The organism is Streptomyces stelliscabiei (assembly GCF_014873495.1).
GTDB lineage: Bacteria > Actinomycetota > Actinomycetes > Streptomycetales > Streptomycetaceae > Streptomyces > Streptomyces bottropensis.
Genome location: NZ_JADBGF010000001.1, coordinates 5,672,017 through 5,690,627, shown reverse-complemented (window position 1 = coordinate 5,690,627; position 18,611 = coordinate 5,672,017). Strand labels below are relative to the sequence as shown.

The window sequence follows — 18,611 nt, the reverse complement described above, 5'->3', positions numbered from 1 at the left end:
GTGAAAACAACCGGTGGGGACGCCGGGCCGGTCGTGACGGCAACACCTATCCGCTGCGTCGGCACTACGAGCCGACGCCTCAAACTCCGTACGTGGAACCGGAGTCACTGCTCGCCGCAGTGACGACGGCGTTCCGTGGGGTAACAGACAGCCATGAGCGAAGTGCTGCTGACTGAGACTTTCCGTAGTGCGTCGGGGGCCGTGCGGTGGGGCACGATCGGGGAGGCCGGGCAGGAACCGGTCGTACTCTGCCACGGCACCCCCTTCTCCTCCTACGTCTGGCGCGGCATCGCCCAGGCGCTGGCCGACACCGACCGGTACCAGGTGTTCGTGTGGGACATGCCCGGGTACGGGGAGTCGGACATGCACACCGGCCAGGACGTGTCCCTGGCCGCGCAGGGACGGGTCTTCGCCGAACTGCTGGCGCACTGGGGGCTGGAGGAGCCCTTCGTGGTCGCGCACGACTTCGGCGGGGCCGTCTCCCTGCGGGCCCACCTGCTGCACGGGGCCCGCTACCGCGCGCTCGCCCTCGTCGACCCGGTGGCGCTCGCCCCCTGGGGGACGCCCTCGTTCCGGCTGCTGGGCCGCCATGCGGAGGTCTTCGAACAGCTGCCGCCCGCACTGCACCGGGCCCTCGTGCGGGAGTACGTCGCCTCCACCGGCGGCCCCGGCCTGCACCCGACCGTCCTCGACCGGCTCGTCCAGCCGTGGCTCGGCGAACACGGGCAGCCCGCCTTCTACCGGCAGATCGCCCAGGCGGACCAGGCCCACACGGACGAGATCCAGGGGCGGTACGGGGAGATCGACATCCCGGCGCTGGTGTGCTGGGGCGAGGAGGACGGGTGGATTCCGCTGGCGAAGGGGCGGCAGCTGGCCGGTCTCGTCCCCGGCGCGCGCTTCGAGCCGATCGCCGGTGCGGGGCACCTCGTCCAGGAGGACGCCCCCGCCGAACTCACCGCCGTGCTCCTGGACTTCCTCCAGGAGCAGCAGACGGACCAGCGGACCGACCAGCGGACCGGCTAGAGCGTCCCCAGCGCCGGCGCGAACGCGATGAGGAGCGGGAGGAGGGCGAGGAGCGCGGCGGCCGTGGTGGTGGCCGCGCGGCGGGTGCGGTCCAGGCGGGGCGGCGGCTCCAGCAGCCGCTCGACCCGGTCGCCCAGCAGGCGGCGGGTGTTGGAGCAGCTCAACACGCCCCGGTGCTGGTTGAGTTCGATGAGGGCCAGGGCGGTGGTGAGGTGCCCGCAGCGGCGGGAGGCCGTGTCGTCGGCGGCGAGTTCGACCAGGCGGTGGGTCTGGTCGGCGAAGTGGGCGAAGAGGGGGACGCGCGGGAAGCCCGTGGCGAGGGCGGTGGAGAGGTGGAGCAGCCAGTCGTGGCGGGCGCGGGCGTGACCGAGTTCGTGGGCGAGCACGGCGTCCAGCTGGCGGTCGCTCAGCTTGCCCAACGCGCCGGTGGTGACGACCAGTTGGGGCGGGGCGCCCGGCATCAGCCACGCGTCCGGGTACTCGTCCTCCAGGACCAGCAGCGGCCCCTTCGTCTGTGGCAGACCCGCCGGCAGGTCGGGGGCGCGCTCGCGCAGATGCGCCCGGCGCAGGTGCCGGCGGCGCCGGGCCTCGACCAGTTCCCGGGCCAGCATCGCACCGCTCCACGCCGCCCCGAGGGCCAGCGCCAGCGTCAGTACGGCCGTCCAGGGCGGTGCGGCGGTGAGGTCGTACGCGGCGGTCACGGCCGGGGGCGCGGGCGCGAAGGCGCGCGTGCGGACCGTCTCGAACACGGCCGCGGCGCCCAGCACCAGCGCCGCGAGGCAGCTCAGCAGCGCCGCCGCCACCAGGCACTGCCACGCCCACAGCGCGACCACGGGTTCCCGCTCGGGCCACCTCGCCGTCAGCAGGGTGCGGGGGCCCAGCACCGCGGCGGTCACGGCCACGGCGGCGAGAAGGAGCAGGAGAACGGTCACGTCACTGGGTCCGGTTCCTGTCGGGAGGGCGCGAAAGGGAGTGGAACGACGACGGTTCCTACGCTACCGCCGGTACTCACACGTGCAGGAGTCCTTCCACGGACACGGGGACGTGATCGGGTCCCGTCCGGCGCCGGACGGGACCCGGTCGGTCTCCGGGCTACTTGACCTTCCGCAGCCCCAGCGGCCCCGCGATCTCCTCCGCCATGACCTGGCCCGCCTCGAACTCCAGGGTCTCGTCACCCATCAGTTCCTGGTCGGTGTCGAGGCCGTCCAGCTCGGCGAGGGGCTGGTTGAGGCGGACGTGGGCGACCAGGGACTGCAGGGCCCGCAGGGTCGCCGAGGCGGTGGAGCCCCAGTTGGAGAAGTAGGAGAACTGCCACCACCACAGGGCCTCGCTGGTGCGGCCGGCGCGGTAGTGGGCCATGCCGTGGCGGAGGTCGGCGATGACGTCGGCGAGGTCGTCGGAGATCCGGGCGGGGACCGGCGCCTTGCGGGGCTCGTAGGGGTCGAAGACCTCGGAGTAGATGTCGACCGGCTCCAGCATCAGGGCGAGACGTTCGCGCAGCTCGTCGACGTCCGTCTCGGGGCCCGGGTCGGGCTCGTAGCGCTCGTCGGGCACGATGTCCTCGTGCGCGCCGAGACGGCCGCCGGCCAGGAGCAGCTGGGACACCTCCAGCAGGAGGAAGGGGACGGCCGAGTCCGGCTCGTCGCCCTTGGCCACCTCGGTGACGGCGACCAGGAAGCTCTCGATCTGGTCCGCGATCTGGACCGCGAAGTCGTCCGGGTTCAGGTCCGTCGCGTGCAGCGTGGCGTCAGACATCCAGCAATCGTCTCCCCTCGAAGGCGCGGCCGAGGGTCACCTCGTCCGCGTATTCCAGGTCGCCGCCCACCGGGAGGCCGCTGGCCAGGCGGGTGACCTTGAGGCCCATGGGTTTGATCATGCGGGCGAGGTACGTGGCCGTGGCCTCGCCTTCGAGATTGGGGTCCGTGGCCAGGATCAGCTCGGTGACCGTACCGTCGGCCAGGCGGGCCAGCAGCTCCCGTATGCGCAGGTCGTCGGGGCCGACGCCCTCGATCGGGCTGATCGCGCCCCCGAGGACGTGGTACCGGCCCCGGAACTCGCGGGTGCGTTCGATCGCGACGACGTCCTTGGGCTCCTCGACGACACAGATGACCGTCGGGTCGCGGCGGGGGTCGCGGCAGATGTTGCACAGCTCCTCCTGCGCGACATTGCCGCAGGTCGCGCAGAAACGGACCTTCGCCTTCACTTCGAGGAGGGCGTGCGCGAGGCGCCGTACGTCCGTCGGCTCCGCCTGCAGGATGTGGAAGGCGATCCGCTGCGCGCTCTTGGGACCGACGCCGGGCAGCCGCCCCAGCTCGTCGATGAGGTCCTGGACCACGCCTTCGTACACGGACTGCCGTCCTTCCTGATGTCTTTCAGTACGTACCGTAGTCGGCCGCCGCCGCTCCGAGGAAGGCGGTACCGGGCACGGATGGGGTCGGAGGGGGTCGCGGAGGCGCTCAGAAGGGCAGGCCGGGAATGCCCGCGCCACCACCGCCCAGACCCTGGGCGAGGGGGCCCAGTTTCTGCTGCTGGAGGGTCTGGGCGTTCTCGTTGGCCGCCTGGACGGCCGCGACGATCAGGTCGGCGAGGGTCTCGGTGTCCTCCGGGTCCACCGCCTTGGGGTCGATCTTCAGGCCGCGCAGTTCGCCGGAGCCGGTGACGGTGGCACGCACCAGGCCGCCGCCCGCCTGGCCGTCGACCTCCGTCCGCGCGAGCTCCTCCTGTGCCCTCGCCAGGTCCTGCTGCATCTTCTGGGCCTGCTGGAGCAGCTGCTGCATGTTGGGCTGGCCACCACCGGGGATCACGTTCAGCTCCCTCGCACGAGTACGAACGGACGTCGCCGTTCACGTTCTTACGGTCGTCACGAGCCTACGTGGTCGGCACGGCCTGTGCCGCGCCACTCTTTCGAGTGAGTCGGCGGGGATTCGTATATCTGATCAAGGGCATCTTCCAGGGGATAAGCGGTGAAAACACCATCTTCGCCACCCATTGGGCGGTAGGAAGGGTCCGGCCGCGTCAGGGTGGTGCGTGAGCGCCGTACGTACGTAGGGAGTGCCTGGTGAGCCAGCCGGAGATGCAGCCCGAGGGGGGAACCCAGGACGGGCGGGGTGAGGGGTCCGGGCTGTGGGCGGAGCCGTGGACGTCGGCGGCCGGGCCGTGGGCGGGGGATCTGGCCGGGCGGCCGTTTCCGCAGGGGGACTGGGGGGCGCCGGCGGAGCGGCTGGAGGAGCTGTACCACTGGGTCGAGCGGGCGGCGCTGGAGACCGCGGCGTGGTATCTCGCGGACCGGGTGTGGAAACGGGTGGCGGCGCGGGTCCTGCGGATCGGGGCGGCGGCCGGGGCGCTCGCCGGGGCCGCCCTGCCGCTGCTCGACCTCACGGGGGCGGTGGGCGGGGTGGCTCCCTGGGGGTATCTCGCGCTGCTGTCCTGTGTGGCGTGTGTCGGGGTGGACCGGTTCTTCGGCGTCACGTCCGGATGGATGCGGGACGTCGCCACGGCCCAGGCGGTGCAGCGACGGCTGCAGATGCTGCGGTTCGACTGGGCGTCCGAGAGCGCGCGGGAGGTGCTGGGGCCTGCGGAGGGGACGGCCGGGGAGGCCGCGGAGCGGTGCCTCGGGGTGCTGCGGCGGTTCTCGGAGGACGTGACGGAGCTGGTGCGGGCGGAGACGGCGGACTGGATGGTGGAGTTCCGGACGGGGTCGGCTCCGCTCGGTGTGCAGGCCGGGGGGAGCGTGGGGCGTCCCGAGGTGAATGGGAACGGGCGGGTGCCGATGCCGCCGGGGGCGCGGCCGAACATGCCTCGGCAGCGGCCGCCGGAGGCACGGTAGCGGTAGCGGCGGAGCCGGGGCGGGTGGGGTGCGAGGTGGGTCGGTGCGTTGTCGGGTGCGGGTGAGTAGGGGCTGGTCGCGCAGTTCCCCGCGCCCCTGAAGACCCAGGCCCTGCGGGCCTGAAAAGCGGCGGGCGCAGCCCCTGCTTTTCAGGGGCGCGGGGAACTGCGCGAGAAACCCCACCGGGCCCGCACCCGACAACGCACCGAGCCGGAGCCCCGGGCGACGGGCCGCTCAGTCCGCCTTCGTGTAGGTGACCGACTTGCCCGCCGTGTCGACGCGGCGCAGCCGGCCGTCGGGCAGCAGGGTGACCGTGGTCGCCGCGCCCGGGGAGCAGGACGTGGCCGGTTCGCCGGTGGAGACGGTGGAGGGCCCGATCCGGAGCGGACCGTCGTCCCCCGGCTCCTCCGTCAGCGCCGCCTCGAACACGCAGTGGTACGTGCCGCCGCCTTCGAGCGGCCCGTCCGCCGTCAGGGACAGCACCGTGTCGCCGACCTCGCCCTGCTGGATGACGAGTTGCCGGGTGTCGCCCCCGGAACCGCCGATGCTGGCGTTCCAGGTGCCGACGAAGCCCTCCGGGACCGTCCCTGCGTCGGGCGACTCGGTGGTCTCCTCGGGGGAGGTCCCCGGATCCGTCGGCTCGGGCGACGACGGCCCCGGCGTCTCGGGCGCGCTCGTCGTCGGCCCGCCCTTCGCGTCGTTCTCCTTGCCCCCGTCGTCGTCCTTCGTCATCAACGCGTACACCGAGCCGCCCGCACCGAGCGCGACGACCAGCGCGACGGCGACGAGGAGCACGGAGGAGCGCCGGCTGCCGCGCTGCGGCTCGGGCTGCACGGCCGGGGGCGTCCCGGGTCCGGGCCCGTAGACGGGGTTCGGTCCGTACGGCGGGGTCGGGCCGAGCCCCGCTGCCGCACCGGCACCCTGCCCGCCGCCGTAGGGCCCCTGCCCGTACGCCCCGTACGGCGCGCTCTGCGGGTAGCCGTAGCCGGGGGCGGCGGGCTGCTGCCCGTACCCGCCGGCGGGTTGCTGGGTGTACTGCTGCGGGAAGCCGTACCCGGCGGGCGCGGGGCCCGGCGGGGCGCTGGGCGGTGGCGGCTGCGCACCGGCCCCCGTCCCCGCGATCTGCGTCGGCATCCGGTCCAGGGGCGCGGCGCCCGGCGCGCCCGGCGAGGGCGGACCGGCCGCCTCGGGGGCGGCGGCCGGATGGCCGGGCGGGGTCGCCGCCCCGCCGGAGCCGGGGGACGCGGCGGCGGACCCGCCGTACGGAGCGTCGGGTGCGCCCAGCGGGTACACGGGCGGGGTCGACGGCGGGAGCGCGGGAGCGGTCGGGGCCGGGGTCGCGGGAACGGCCGGGGCCGGTGTCGGGGCAGCGGCCCCGGCCGGCTGCCCGGCGGGATCGGGCGCCCCCGGACCACCACCGTCCGCCGGCCCTCCCGCCCCGCCCTCGGCCGCCGCGGACTCCGGCGCCCCCGTACCGCCCGACGGCTCCTCCGGGTCCTCGGCGTCCAGCAACTGGACCGCGTGGCGCCCCAGTTGGGCCACCAGGGCGCTCGGCAGCCAGGGATCCCGCGACCGGCCCGCGAAGACGGTGTCCTCGGCGCCGGTGCGCTGCAGGATCTGGGCGAGGGTCGGGCGGGCGGCGGGGTCCTTGCGCAGACACTCGCGGACGATGTCGTACAGGCCCTCCGGCAGCCCCTCCAGATCCGGTTCCTCCTCGGCGATGCGGAACATCAGGGCGTGGACACCGGAGTTGGCGGCGCCGAAGGGGAGGTTGCCGGTGGCGGCGTAGGCGAGGACGGAGCCGAGGCAGAAGACGTCGCAGGCCGGGGTGATGCGGTCGCCGCGCACCTGTTCGGGAGCCATGAAGCCCGGCGAGCCGACGAGCGCGCCGGTGCGCGTGAGCCCGCCGTCCGTGACGGTCTCCAGCGCCCGCGCGATGCCGAAGTCGATGACGCGCGGCCCGTCGATGGTCACCAGCACGTTGGACGGCTTGAGGTCGCGGTGGATGAGGCCCGCCGCGTGGATGTCCTCCAGCGCGTGCGCGAGGCCCGCCGCGAGGATCCGTACGGACCGCTCGGGCAGCGCCCCGTGATCGCGTCCGACCACGGACTGCAGGGACGGTCCGGCGACGTAGCCGGTGGCGACCCACGGGATGCCCGCCTCGGTGTCCGCGTCCAGCACCGGCGCGGTCCAGTACCCGCCCACCTGCCGTGCGGCCTGCACCTCCTGCCGGAACCGGGCCCGGAACTCCTCCTGTTCCGCCAGCTCCTGCCGCACCAGTTTCACGGCGACGGTACGGCCGCGCTCGGACCGGGCCAGGTACACGTTCCCCATGCCGCCCGACCCCAGCCGCGCCAGCAGCCGGTACGCCCCGATACGTTGCGGATCCCCGGGCCCGAGCTTCTCCATGGCCACCGTCCCCCCGTCTCCCCCTGCATATGTGTACGCGTACGTACGGGTACGTCGCGTACGTGCGCAACGGACCGATCGTAGTGCGGCGGCACGGGGAGGCGGATGGAGCGGTGTCTACGGTTCCGTAACAGCGGCCGGAGCCGCGTCGGCCTTCGGTGAGGTCGCGAGCCCGTCCAGCACACCCGACAGCCGTTCGAGCAGCCGTACGGCCTCCGCGAACTCCTCCTCGCCCAGCGCCTCCGCGAGACGGGCGGCCAGGGTCGCGTGGCCGGGTTCGATCCGCTCGATCGCGGCACGGCCGGCGGGGGTGGGGGCGAGGAGTTTGGCGCGGCGGTGGGCCGGGTTCGGGACGTACTCGGCGAGGCCCCGGCCGACGAGGAGGTCGGCGACCCGCTGGACGCTCTGCCGGGTGATGCCCATGGTCCTGGCGACCCCGGCGACCGGCAGCGGCTCGGGCAGCACCGCGCCCAGCACCTGCCACCAGGCGGCCGTCAGCCCGGCCGGGCGTGCCAGCTCCTCGGCCACGGAGAGGAACTGCCCGTTCAGCCGGAAGGTCCCGACGGCCGCACGGCTGAGGAGGTCCTGCTGGTCGCGGCTCATCGTCCCGCCGCCTCCAGGACGGCGTACGCCTCCGCGTCCGAGTCGTGGAAGAGGCGGTACCAGGCGTCGAGGACCTCGCCCTCGTAGACGCCGAGGAGGCGGAAGACCTCGCGGGCGAGGGCGACGGGTTCGGTGGGGCCCGCGGTGACGAGCGGCCCGTCGGTGACGGCGTCCGCCTCGACGTACCGCTCGCCGCCCTTGTAGCCGGTGGCGGCCAGGTAGAAGGGGGCCGCGCTGGTGTGGGCCCGGTCGTCCAGCAGTCCCTCCCGCGCGAGCCCGGCGGTCGCTCCGCAGATCGCCGCGACCGGGACGCCGGCCTCCAGGAACTCCCGCGCCTTCCGGGCGAACGGGGCCAGGTCGTCTCCGGTGTCCCAGAGATCGGCGCCGGTGAGGATGAGCAGCGAGCTGTCCCCCGGGCGCAGGTCGTCGAGGACGCCGTCCGGCTGGATGCGTACGCCGGCGATCGTCCGCACGGGTTCGGGGGTCGGCCCGACGGTACGGATCTGCCGTCCGGCCCGGGCGAGCCAGGCGGTCGTGTGGCCGGTCTCCCAGTCGGCGTAGGTGTCGTACACGGCGAGATGAACAGCCTTGCGATCGGTCATGGCTCCTCCTGAAGTACCTCGACCCTTATTGACAACATGCTGTCATTTCGACAGCCTCCTGTCAATGACGACGGGTCATGTGCCGGCCGCGGCCCGGTGGGGCTTCTCGCGCAGTTCCCCGCGCCCCTGAAAGACACAGGCCCCTGCGGGCCTGAAAGCCCGGCGCGCGGGAGGCGGCGGGGAAAAGCGTGGGGCGCAGCCCCCGCTTTTGAGGGGCGCGGGGAACCCGCGCGAGAAGCCCCCACCCACCCGCGCACGAGGGCCGGCGAAGAGGGCGACACTGTGTCGCGCGCCGGCGCCCCGGCCCATACACGTCGCCAATACCCCCTCGCCCTCCCCGCCCCCTACCCTCGCCCCCATGACCCCTCAGCCGAACCCCCAGGCCGGCGCCGCGGTGAAGGCCGCGGACCGCGCGCACGTCTTCCACTCCTGGTCCGCGCAGGAACTCATCGACCCGCTCGCCGTCGCCGGCGCGGAGGGCTCGTACTTCTGGGACTACGACGGCAGGCGCTACCTCGACTTCACCAGCGGCCTCGTCTACACGAACATCGGCTACCAGCACCCGAAGGTCGTCGCCGCGATCCAGGAGCAGGCCGCGACGATGACGACCTTCGCCCCGGCGTTCGCCGTCGAGGCCCGCTCGGAGGCGGCCCGGCTGATCGCCGAGCGCACCCCCGGCGACCTGGACAAGATCTTCTTCACCAACGGCGGCGCCGACGCCGTCGAGCACGCCGTCCGCATGGCCCGGCTGCACACCGGCCGCCCCAAGGTGCTGGCCGCCTACCGCTCGTACCACGGAGGCACCCAGCAGGCCGTGAACCTCACGGGCGACCCGCGCCGCTGGGCCTCCGACACCGGCACGGCAGGGGTCGTGCACTTCTGGGCGCCGTTCCTCTACCGCACCCGTTTCCACGCGGAGACGCAGGAGCAGGAGTGCGCCCGCGCGCTGGAGCACCTGGAGACGACGATCACCTTCGAGGGGCCGTCGACCATCGCCGCGATCATCCTGGAGACGATCCCGGGCACGGCCGGGATCATGGTCCCGCCGCCGGGCTATCTGGCCGGGGTCCGTGAGCTGTGCGACAAGTACGGGATCGTGTTCGTCCTGGACGAGGTCATGGCGGGCTTCGGGCGCACGGGCACCTGGTTCGCCGCCGACCTCTTCGACGTCGTACCCGACCTGATGACCTTCGCCAAGGGCGTGAACTCCGGTTACGTCCCCCTCGGCGGCGTCGCCATCTCCCCCGCCATCGCCGAGACGTTCGCCCGGCGCCCCTACCCCGGCGGTCTCACGTACTCGGGGCACCCGCTGGCCTGCGCCGCCGCCGTCGCGACGATCAACGTCATGGAGGAGGAGGGCGTCGTCACCAACGCGGCCACCGTCGGCCGCTCGGTCGTCGAGCCCGCCCTGCGCGAACTCGCCGAGCGCCACCCCTGCGTCGGCGAGGTGCGCGGCACGGGCATGTTCTGGGCGCTGGAGCTGGTGAGGAACAAGGAGACCCGCGAACCCCTCGTCCCCTACAACGCGGCCGGTGAGGCGAACGCCCCCATGCTCGCCTTCGGCGCCGCCGCCAAGGCGAACGGTCTGTGGCCCTTCATCAACATGAACCGCACCCACGTCGTGCCTCCCTGCAACATCACGGAGACCGAGGCCAAGGAGGGGCTCGCCGCCCTCGACGCGGCCCTCTCGGTGGCGGACGAACACACGGTCTGAGGCCGTCGTCGTCCCCGGTGCCGAGCGCAGTGTGAGCAGAAGGGCGAAAACTCCTCCCCGTAACCCGAACGCGTAAGGTGACGTGCTCGTAAGAGAACGCAGAGAGCACGCACAGAATGCGTACGCGTACGCGGATGGGGGACCCAGACCACGATGCCCGGCACCGGCACCGGCGGCGGCAATGGCGCCGTGACCCGTAGCACCCTGCGGCAACAGCTCGCGGACGCGCTCCGTGACGAGGTGCTGGCCGGACGGCTGAAGCCGGGGCAGGAGTTCACGGTCAAGGAGATCGCCGAGCAGTACGGCGTCTCGGCGACGCCCGTGCGCGAGGCGCTGGTGGACCTGTCCGCGCAGGGGCTGCTGGACGCCGTGCAGCACCGGGGCTTCGAGGTCCACGCGTACTCCCTGGCCGACTACCGGAACATGGTCGAGGCCCGCATCCTGGTCACCGACGGCATGTTCCGGCGGCTCGGCGACCGCAAGGTCGACCCCCGCACGGCCGCCGCCCTCGCCGGGGTCCGGCGACGCGGCGAGGAGGCGCGGCGCGCCGCGACCGCCGGGGACCTGGACATCCTGATCGGCTACGACCTGCGGTTCTGGCGCGAGCTGAGCGCCCTGTTCGGCAACCCGTACCTCACCGACTTCCTGCACCGGCTGCGCGTCCGGTCCTGGGTCGGCGCGGTCCAGCACCTGCGTCAGGGAAACGACTGGACGGACGACCTCAAGGGGCGGCTGTGGGCCGACCACACCGACCTCGTCGACGCCCTCACCCGCCGGGACGCGCAGACCGCGCAGGAGATCATCGCCGGTTACGACGAGCGGTCCCTGACGCTGGTGGAACGCCTGGCGGACGGATGAGCACGACCCCGAAGGCGGGCGGCGGGCAGCTGAGCGTCGACCTCTCCGTCGTCGTCCCCGCGTACAACGAGGAGGACCGCCTCGCCCCCACCCTCGACGCGATCATCGCCCACCTCGCGGCCACCGAGGCCGCGGCCCGCTGGGAGGTCATCGTCGTCGACGACGGGTCGACGGACGGCACGGCCGAGGTCGTGGCGGCCGTCACCGCCCGCGACGCCCGGGTCCAGCTCGTCTCCGGCGGGCCCCGCAACCGGGGCAAGGGCCACGCCCTGCGGCTCGGTGTCCTCGCCTCGCACGGCCGCCGGGTCCTGCTCACCGACGCCGATCTCGCCGCACCCATCGAGGAGTTGGAGCGGCTCGACAAGGCGCTCTCCGACGGGTACACGGCCGCGATCGGCTCGCGCGAGGCGCCGGGCGCGACCATCGACCGCCACCAGCACCGGCTGCGCGAGGCGCTCGGGCGGGCCGGGAACCTGCTCATACGCGGGGTCGCGGTGCCCGGCATCCGCGACACCCAGTGCGGTTTCAAGCTGTTCGACGGCGACCGCGCCCGCGAGGCGTTCGCCGCCTCCCGGCTCGACGGGTTCGGCATCGACGTGGAGATCCTGCGGTACTACCGCCGCAGCGGCTGGCCCGTCGTCGAGGTCCCCGTCCGCTGGTCCCACCAGCCGGGCTCGAAGATCCGGCCGGGCGACTACGCCCGTGTCCTCGGTGAACTCGCCCTCCTGCGGGCCCGTTCGGTCCGCCGGGCCGACGTCCTCGCCGTCGCCCTCTTCCTGGTGATGGCGGTGGCCCTGCACATCGGCCGCTGGCGCGACCCGAACGGCCGTTACCTGCCCGACTCCCTCCAGGACCAGAACCAGTGGGAGTGGTTCTTCGCGGTCACGGCCGACAACCTCGTCCATCTCCGCAACCCCCTCTTCACCACCTTCCAGGGCTTCCCCGACGGCGTGAACCTGATGGCCAACACGGTCATGCTGGGCCTGTCGGTCCCCCTCGCCCCCGTCACCCTCGCCCTGGGACCGGCCATCACTCTGGCCCTGGTGATGACCCTCGGCCTGGCCGCCACGGCCGGCGCCTGGTACTGGCTGATCGTCAAACGGGTCGAACGGCACCGGGGCGCGGCCTTCGCCGGAGCGGCCCTCGCCGCCTTCGCGCCGCCGATGGTCAGCCACGCCAACGCGCACCCGAACTTCGTCGTCCTGTTCATGATCCCGCTGATCATCGACCGGGCACTGCGCCTGTGCACGGGCGCCCGGACCCAGCGGGACGGGGTCGTCCTCGGCCTGATGACCGCCTACCAGATCTTCCTCGGCGAGGAGGCCCTCCTCCTCGCCGCGATGGGCATGCTGCTGTTCGCCGTCGCGTACGGGCTCCTGCGGCGGGACGTGGCCCGCGACGCCTGGCGCCCGCTGCTCCAGGGCCTCGGCATCGCGGTCCTCGTCGTGCTCCCCCTCGTCGCCCTCCCGCTCAGCTGGCAGTTCCTCGGCCCGCAGAGCTACGGCAACATCGCGCACGGCAGCAACTCCGGCAACAGCCCGCTCGCGCTCCTCTCCTTCGCCGAACGCTCCCTCGCGGGCGACAAGGAACGGGCGGAGGCCCTCTCCCTCAACCCCACCGAACAGAACGCCTTCTACGGCTGGCCGCTGGCCCTCCTGGCGCTCGGCATCGTCGTACGCCTGTGGGACCGCGCCCTGGTGAAGGCGCTGGCCTGCACGGCGGTCGCCGCCGCCGTGCTCTCCCTCGGCCCCGAGATCCGCCTCCCGCGAACGGACCTCGTGCTGCCCGGCCCGTGGGCACTGCTCGCAGAGAAGCCGCTGCTGGAGTCGGTCATCGAGGGCCGGGTGGCGATGATCTGCGCCCCGGTCCTCGGCATGCTGCTGGCGCTCGCCTGCGCGCGGCTCGCCGCCGTGCCGAGCCTCGGCACCCGGTACGTCGGCTTCCTGGCGGTCACCCTGGCCCTGCTGCCGATCGTCCCGGCCCCGCTGACGTCCGTCGAGCGCGCCGAGGTGCCGGCGTTCATCGCGGACGGCACCTGGACGTCGTACGTCGACACCGGGGCCGGGCAGACCCTGGTGCCCGTGCCGCTGCCGGACCCGGGCAACGCGGAGGCCCTGCGCTGGCAGAGCACGGCCCACTTCGGCTTCCGGATGCCCGGCGGCTACTTCAACGGCCCCTTCGGCGAGGACCGCGTCGGCATCTACGGCGCGGCCCCCCGCCACACCTCCAACCTGCTGCGTGACGTCCGCTACACCGGCAAGGTCCCGGCGATCGGGGAGAACTGGCGGGCGCAGGCCCGCAAGGACTTCGCGTACTGGCACGCGGGCGCCCTGGTCCTGCGTCCGCAGCCGTACGACGAGCGGTTGCGCGAGGCCGTGGACAAGCTGGTGGGGCGACCGGGTAAGTGGGTGGGCGGAGTGTGGGTATGGGACCTGCACGCAGGGGACTGAAGACGCGTCCAGCGACTACGCTTCCCTGACCACTGTGCGCCGTGCGCGAACGCGTCCCTACCGTCCGTGTGCGTGCCGGATGACCGAGGAGCTCTCTTTTGGCCTGTGACCTCTGGTTGGTCCCGCTCGTCGACGTGCTGTGCCACACGCCCGACAATCCCTTCGCCGAGGAACTCGCGCTCTACAACAAGCTGCTGGGTGAGGCCGGGCTGCCACCGGTCCCGGTGTACCAGTACATGCCGGGGCTGACCGGCGAGGTCGCCCCGGTCGCCGGCTTCGACTACGACGCGCTGCACTTCCTGCGCCGCGCGTATCTGCTCCAGGTGTGCGGCCTGGAGGTGACCCCGGTGGACGCGCTGGGCGGCGACTACGAGCAGTTGCTGGAGATGTTCGAGACCACGGCCCAGCAGTCCCACCTGGTCTGGCACTACGACCACGCCGGCGCCTATGTCCCGGTCGACTTCCCGCAGCCCCTCTCCAGCGACGAACTCCTCGCCGGCGGCGGCCCCCTGGGTTCGTCCCAGGGACTGCTGCGGGAGCTGGAGTTCGTGGCGCCGGCCATCGGCATCGACCCGGCGAACCCACCGGCGCGCCCCGAGGCACCGCTCGCGCCCACGGAGTTGGAGGAGCCGGCCGTTCCGGCCCCCTACGACCCCAGCCCGTTCGCCCGCGAACGGCACGTCTGGCTGGGCCTGCACGCGGCGGCGACCCGGAGTCTGGCGCAGGGATCGATGATCGTGTTCAGCTGAGGTCCGGCGATCGACCGATCGATGGCTCAGCGTCCCAGTGCCGAGAGGCCCTTCTGCAGGTCCTCGGGGTTCATGACCGGGGTGTACGTGACGTCGGCGCCCATGTCGAGGAAGAACGGTTCGGCGATCGCCGGCATCTCGGAGCTGTCCTGCATGTCGAAGACCATGTAGCAGGTCCGCTGCCCGTTGTCGGTGGTGAAGTAGGCCGCCTCCGGCTTGACCTGCTCCATGGCGGCCTGCATCAGCTTCCCGAGGGTGCCGTTGCGGATGGCCTCGTTCGACTTCTCGGTGTCGAAGCGTGCCTTGAACAGAACGCGCATCGCACTCACCTTCTCTCCGGCCGTGTGACGTGCGCGGATCGCGCGCCATTTCAGGATATGCCCGGCACGTGCACGTGGCCCGGCCAGACCGACCCGCCGGATCGGCCGGATCAGCCGGATCAGCCGCATCGGCCGCATCGGCCGGAACACAGCGGGCCGGGCACGCGTGTGCGTGCCCGGCCCGAGGTGGGTCGCCCGTGAACCGTCAGATGAACGAGTTGATCTCGATCGTCTCGTCGCGGCCCGGACCGACACCGATCGCGGAGATCGGCGCGCCGGACATCTCCTCCAGCGCCTTCACGTACGCCTGGGCGTTCTTCGGGAGGTCGGAGAAGGACTTCGCCGACGTGATGTCCTCGGACCAGCCGGGCAGGTTCTCGTAGATCGGCTTCGCGTGGTGGAAGTCGGACTGCGAGTACGGCAGTTCCTCGACGCGCTTGCCGTCGATCTCGTACGCGACGCAGACCGGGATCTGCTCCCAGCCGGTGAGGACGTCGAGCTTGGTGAGGAAGAAGTCCGTCAGGCCGTTCACACGGGTCGCGTAGCGGGCGATCACCGCGTCGAACCAGCCGCAGCGACGGTCACGGCCGGTGGTGACGCCCCGCTCGTGGCCGATGCGGCGCAGCGCCTCGCCGTCCTCGTCGAACAGCTCGGTCGGGAACGGACCCGCGCCGACCCGGGTCGTGTACGCCTTGAGGATGCCGATGACCCGGCTGATCTTCGTCGGACCGACACCCGCGCCCGTGCAGGCGCCGCCCGCGGTGGGGTTGGACGACGTCACGAAGGGATACGTCCCGTGGTCGATGTCCAGGAGCGTGCCCTGACCGCCCTCGAAGAGGACGACCTTGTCGTCCTCCAAGGCCTGGTTGAGGACCAGGACCGTGTCGGTGACGTACGGGGCGAGCTTGTCCGCGTAGACGAGCAGTTCCTCGACGACCTGGTCGGTGGAGATGGCCCGGCGGTTGAAGAGCTTGGTGAGGACCTGGTTCTTGACGTCGAGGGCCGCCTCGACCTTCTGCGTCAGGATCGACTCGTCGTAGAGGTCCTGGACGCGGATACCGACGCGGTTGATCTTGTCCGCGTAGGTCGGGCCGATGCCCCGCCCCGTCGTGCCGATCTTGCGCTTGCCGAGGAAGCGCTCGGTGACCTTGTCGAGGGTCACGTTGTACGGCGTGATGATGTGGGCGTTGCCGCTGAGCAGGAGCTTGGACGTGTCGACGCCGCGCTCGTTCAGACCGCTCAGCTCGGAGAGCAGGACCGACGGGTCGACGACGACACCGTTTCCGATGACCGGAGTGCACTCCGGAGTGAGGATCCCGGAAGGGAGAAGGTGGAGGGCGTACTTCTGGTCGCCCACGACTACCGTGTGGCCGGCGTTGTTGCCGCCCTGGTAGCGCACCACATAGTCGACAGACCCACCTAGCAGGTCCGTCGCCTTTCCCTTGCCTTCGTCACCCCACTGAGCACCGAGCAGCACAAGTGCGGGCACGCGCGTACACCCCTTCCGGGCGGGGCATGTCCAAGGTCGGGGGCGTACGCGGTGGCTCATTACCGCCGCGTGCACCGCGACCGCCGTTGGTCGCACCTGTCGGACCCGGATGCCCCGGAATAGACCAAGCCCCTGGCGCAATAGCGCAAGGGGCTCTTGCACAAAGATGCTACCCGAGGAAGCGAGGCAGGACCGAGGTGGTGACTCCCGACCAGCTCCTCGTGGTCATCGACCCCCTCGCCCGTCGCACGGACGGCGAGGCCGTACGGATCGCGAAAGACGTGCTCAGCGCGGGTGCGGCGAGTACGAAAGTGTGTCTTCCGGAGGGGCCCGAGGAATTCGCGCGGGCGCTCGCACGACGTGGCTCACGGCGGCCGGTGGTGGTCGGCGACGACCGCGCGCTGCTGCGGGCGGTGGCTCTGCTGCACCGCCGGCGGGAGCTGGGGGCGTGCGCCCTCTCCCTGGTCCCCGTGGGCTCCGCCCTGGGCCTGGCCCACTCCCTCGGCGTGCCCACCGGCGCGGTCGCGGCGGCCCGCGCCGCCCTCGACGGCGTCGAGCGTCGGCTGGATCTGCTCGTCGACGACAGCGACGGGGTGGTGCTGGGCACCCTGCGCATACCGGTTCTGCCGGGTGTGTCCCCGCAGTCCCCGCCGTATCCGCCGTCCTCGCCGTATCCGCCCTCCTCAGCGTCCTCGCCCGACCGGACGGCGGGAACGGCGGGGACCGCGGCCGCCGACACCGGCCCGGGTACCGGCACGGGAACGGGGCCGGGCTCGCGTCCGGGCAGAGGGGCGGGCCCGAGGGCGGGGGCGGGCTCGGGAGCGGACCGGGTGCCGGGGGCGGAAGGCGGGCCCGCCGACGACGGGTCCTCGCTCGGCCCCCACTGGCTGCGCGCCTGGCCGCAGTCCCTCGCCCGTACGTTGTCGACGCGGCCGACGCGGCCCGCCCGGCTGTCCCGTCCGCTGCGACCGGCCCGCATACGGGTCGCCGCGGGGGGCGGTGCCGGGCCCTCGCGGCTGCGGGTGGAGGTGGACGGCGTGCTGCTCGTCGACCTCGACCAGCCCGTGGAGGCGGTGTCGATCACGCCGGGCACGGACGGCGGCGCCGACATCGAGATCCGGCCGGTGTCGGTGGGCGCCGAGGCGGCCCCGCTGCACGCGGTCGGCCACCGGGTGACGGTGTCCGGCGCGGATTTCCGCTACCGGGCGGATTCCCTGGTGGCGGGGCCGGTGCGGACGCGGACCTGGACGGTGCGGGAGGGGGCGTGGGGGCTGACCCTGCCGGGGTGATGCGGGGCGAGTGCCGGGCGGTGCGCGTCGTTCAGGTCTCGGCGCCCGCCCGACGCACGCCCGATGCACGCCGGATGCACGCCGGATGCACGCCGGATGCACGCCGGAGGGCCGATCACGATAGTGCAGGCGAGGCCCCTGAAAGCGTGCGACACGCCGTTGTCGATCACTTACCCGGCCGGAATTCACGCGACGGGGCGCACGGCGCATTCGCAGCGCCCCGAGGCATGTTGAGTGACCGTCAGCTGTGCGGGCGGTGGAGCGACCTGACGGCTCCTCAGAGTGCGGTCCGCTCTCGGCGCCTCCAAGAGGGTGACGACGCGTCAGCGTGTTTCGAACAATGGCTTCCCTCGCTTCAAAGTACCAGCTCATTGCCATATTTTGATGGGTCGTCAGGCGCGCCGATCGTCACTCTCCGGGGCGACAATTCATGCGGCCGTTCAGCCCTGTATTCGCCCCCGTCCCCGGCCCTCTCGAAATGACAGCCGAATTGGCCGTCATTACGTTCGTTCTCGTCGGCAGGTCCTGTCGACGAGAACGAAGAGAAGGGGAAGTGCATTGCGCACTCGTAAAGTCACGGTGATCGCCGCCTCCGTCGGCGTGGCAGTCGCGGCCGCCACAGGTGTCACGTACGCCAGCTCCGCTCTGGAGTCCGCCCCGAAGACCACCTCGCTCGTCCAGGACGCGGCCCCCGTCGCCCCCCGCGGCGGCAACGGCACCGGCACCGAGGCCGGCTCGAACGCCTCCTCCGACCCCGGGGGCAAGGAGAACTGGGGCGGCAAGAGGGGCGAGGGCCGCGGTGAGGGCCGGAGTGAGGGCCGGGGTGACAACCGGGAAGAGGGACGGATCTACATCAACGAGCGGTCCTACTCCGCCGACCCGGGTTCCTGCATCGCCGTGGTCAATGTGAACAGCCTGATCGTCCCGCCGCTCAACAGCACCAGCTTCAACATCCGGAACGAAAGCGACCGGACCGTCGAGTTCTACAACGGGGTCACCTGTGACAACGGCGCTCCCGTCGCCACGGTCGGCCCGCGCAGCTCCAGCCACTCGGTGGCCGGACAGCAGCAGCTGCAGAATCTGGCGATCGTGGGCAGCTTCCGCGTGATCAACAACGGACACCACTGACCCCGGAAAACGGAGGTCTGAAGGCCTCGTCGCACCAGCGGAAACCCCGGCTCGCCGTAATCGAGCCGGGGTTCCGGCACGTGGCATCCCGCTGGGAGATGACCTCCCCACATTAATCCGCATTCATCCGCGCGGACCATTCGCAGTTCCT

Annotated in this window: 17 protein-coding genes; 8 read left to right on the top strand and 9 right to left on the bottom strand. The window is 72.3% G+C overall.

Annotated features, from left to right (window positions below; all coding sequences use genetic code 11):
• Positions 1–153: 153 nt before the first annotated feature.
• The gene (locus tag H4687_RS25050) at positions 154–1,023 is read left to right on the top strand and encodes an alpha/beta fold hydrolase (protein ID WP_046913255.1); all 870 of its coding nucleotides are present in this window, start codon (positions 154–156) and stop codon (positions 1,021–1,023) included.
• On the opposite strand, the gene H4687_RS25045 is transcribed toward H4687_RS25050, so the two are convergent.
• The 4 genes from H4687_RS25045 to H4687_RS25030 all read right to left on the bottom strand — a co-directional run bounded on the left by H4687_RS25045 (position 1,020) and on the right by H4687_RS25030 (position 3,827).
• Positions 1,020–1,955: a M56 family metallopeptidase gene (locus H4687_RS25045; protein ID WP_005483778.1), complete on the bottom strand. Its 936-nt coding sequence runs from the start codon at positions 1,953–1,955 to the stop codon at positions 1,020–1,022. The two genes, H4687_RS25050 and H4687_RS25045, sit on opposite strands and share 4 nt — an antisense overlap.
• A gap of 160 nt (positions 1,956–2,115) precedes the next feature.
• Entirely contained in the window at positions 2,116–2,778 is a 663-nt protein-coding gene (locus H4687_RS25040; RefSeq protein ID WP_046913256.1) for a DUF5063 domain-containing protein, read from the bottom strand.
• On the bottom strand, positions 2,771–3,370 hold the full coding sequence (gene recR / locus H4687_RS25035; protein WP_046913257.1) for a recombination mediator RecR: 600 nt from the start codon (positions 3,368–3,370) through the stop codon (positions 2,771–2,773). Before recR ends, H4687_RS25040 begins: the two co-directional genes overlap by 8 nt.
• 109 nt (positions 3,371–3,479) lie before the next feature.
• Complete coding sequence (locus H4687_RS25030; protein ID WP_028796424.1) at positions 3,480–3,827, bottom strand: YbaB/EbfC family nucleoid-associated protein; 348 nt, start codon at positions 3,825–3,827, stop codon at positions 3,480–3,482.
• Positions 3,828–4,081: 254 nt separating this feature from the next.
• On the opposite strand from H4687_RS25030, the gene H4687_RS25025 reads away from it, so the two are divergent.
• A complete protein-coding gene (locus H4687_RS25025; protein WP_097249670.1) occupies positions 4,082–4,849 on the top strand; it encodes an SLATT domain-containing protein in 768 nt (255 codons plus the stop codon).
• A 234-nt stretch (positions 4,850–5,083) separates the two neighbouring features.
• On the opposite strand, the gene H4687_RS25020 is transcribed toward H4687_RS25025, so the two are convergent.
• From H4687_RS25020 to H4687_RS25010, 3 genes are all read right to left on the bottom strand, one after another.
• Complete coding sequence (locus tag H4687_RS25020) at positions 5,084–7,258, bottom strand: serine/threonine-protein kinase (RefSeq protein ID WP_050398028.1); 2,175 nt, start codon at positions 7,256–7,258, stop codon at positions 5,084–5,086.
• Between the two features lie 117 nt (positions 7,259–7,375).
• A complete protein-coding gene (locus H4687_RS25015) occupies positions 7,376–7,861 on the bottom strand; it encodes a MarR family winged helix-turn-helix transcriptional regulator (RefSeq protein ID WP_046919945.1) in 486 nt (161 codons plus the stop codon).
• Entirely contained in the window at positions 7,858–8,463 is a 606-nt protein-coding gene (locus tag H4687_RS25010) for a DJ-1/PfpI family protein (RefSeq protein ID WP_046919944.1), read from the bottom strand. The genes H4687_RS25015 and H4687_RS25010 overlap by 4 nt, the downstream gene beginning before the upstream one ends.
• A 358-nt stretch (positions 8,464–8,821) precedes the next feature.
• Between H4687_RS25010 and H4687_RS25005 the strand changes: the two genes are divergently transcribed.
• The 4 genes from H4687_RS25005 (at position 8,822) to H4687_RS24990 (ending at position 14,234) form a co-directional block, all read left to right on the top strand.
• Positions 8,822–10,177 (top strand): aspartate aminotransferase family protein, encoded by a 1,356-nt coding sequence (locus H4687_RS25005; RefSeq protein ID WP_046918156.1) that lies wholly within the window; start codon positions 8,822–8,824, stop codon positions 10,175–10,177.
• Between the two features lie 153 nt (positions 10,178–10,330).
• Positions 10,331–11,035: a GntR family transcriptional regulator gene (locus tag H4687_RS25000; RefSeq protein ID WP_005483766.1), complete on the top strand. Its 705-nt coding sequence runs from the start codon at positions 10,331–10,333 to the stop codon at positions 11,033–11,035.
• Positions 11,032–13,485 carry a dolichyl-phosphate beta-glucosyltransferase gene (locus H4687_RS24995; protein ID WP_046918155.1) on the top strand — a complete coding sequence of 818 codons (2,454 nt, stop codon included), beginning with the start codon at positions 11,032–11,034 and terminating at the stop codon, positions 13,483–13,485. Before H4687_RS25000 ends, H4687_RS24995 begins: the two co-directional genes overlap by 4 nt.
• A gap of 98 nt (positions 13,486–13,583) precedes the next feature.
• The gene (locus H4687_RS24990; protein WP_046918154.1) at positions 13,584–14,234 is read left to right on the top strand and encodes a hypothetical protein; all 651 of its coding nucleotides are present in this window, start codon (positions 13,584–13,586) and stop codon (positions 14,232–14,234) included.
• Between the two features lie 26 nt (positions 14,235–14,260).
• Here the strand turns inward: H4687_RS24990 and H4687_RS24985 are convergent, their stop codons facing one another.
• Positions 14,261–14,554: a DUF3303 family protein gene (locus H4687_RS24985; RefSeq protein WP_046918158.1), complete on the bottom strand. Its 294-nt coding sequence runs from the start codon at positions 14,552–14,554 to the stop codon at positions 14,261–14,263.
• 205 nt (positions 14,555–14,759) lie between these two features.
• The gene (locus tag H4687_RS24980) at positions 14,760–16,043 is read right to left on the bottom strand and encodes an adenylosuccinate synthase (protein ID WP_046918153.1); all 1,284 of its coding nucleotides are present in this window, start codon (positions 16,041–16,043) and stop codon (positions 14,760–14,762) included.
• Between the two features lie 197 nt (positions 16,044–16,240).
• Here H4687_RS24980 and H4687_RS24975 point away from each other — a divergent pair, with 197 nt between their 5' ends.
• Both H4687_RS24975 and H4687_RS24970 read left to right on the top strand, forming a co-directional pair.
• Positions 16,241–17,332, top strand: coding sequence for a diacylglycerol kinase family protein (locus tag H4687_RS24975; RefSeq protein WP_050398027.1), 1,092 nt, complete (start codon positions 16,241–16,243; stop codon positions 17,330–17,332).
• Between the two features lie 558 nt (positions 17,333–17,890).
• A complete protein-coding gene (locus H4687_RS24970) occupies positions 17,891–18,460 on the top strand; it encodes a hypothetical protein (protein ID WP_225966813.1) in 570 nt (189 codons plus the stop codon).
• The last annotated feature ends 151 nt before the right edge of the window (positions 18,461–18,611 follow it).

Bases quoted from the DNA above. Each gene is read 5' to 3' on its own strand.
- H4687_RS25050 (WP_046913255.1), top strand. From the start codon at position 154: ATGAGCGAAGTGCTGCTGACTGAGACTTTCCGTAGTGCGTCGGGGGCC.
- H4687_RS25040 (WP_046913256.1), bottom strand. From the start codon at position 2,778: ATGTCTGACGCCACGCTGCACGCGACGGACCTGAACCCGGACGACTTC.
- H4687_RS25020 (WP_050398028.1), bottom strand. From the start codon at position 7,258: ATGGAGAAGCTCGGGCCCGGGGATCCGCAACGTATCGGGGCGTACCGG.
- H4687_RS25015 (WP_046919945.1), bottom strand. From the start codon at position 7,861: ATGAGCCGCGACCAGCAGGACCTCCTCAGCCGTGCGGCCGTCGGGACC.
- H4687_RS25010 (WP_046919944.1), bottom strand. From the start codon at position 8,463: ATGACCGATCGCAAGGCTGTTCATCTCGCCGTGTACGACACCTACGCC.
- H4687_RS25005 (WP_046918156.1), top strand. From the start codon at position 8,822: ATGACCCCTCAGCCGAACCCCCAGGCCGGCGCCGCGGTGAAGGCCGCG.
- H4687_RS25000 (WP_005483766.1), top strand. From the start codon at position 10,331: ATGCCCGGCACCGGCACCGGCGGCGGCAATGGCGCCGTGACCCGTAGC.
- H4687_RS24995 (WP_046918155.1), top strand. From the start codon at position 11,032: ATGAGCACGACCCCGAAGGCGGGCGGCGGGCAGCTGAGCGTCGACCTC.
- H4687_RS24985 (WP_046918158.1), bottom strand. From the start codon at position 14,554: ATGCGCGTTCTGTTCAAGGCACGCTTCGACACCGAGAAGTCGAACGAG.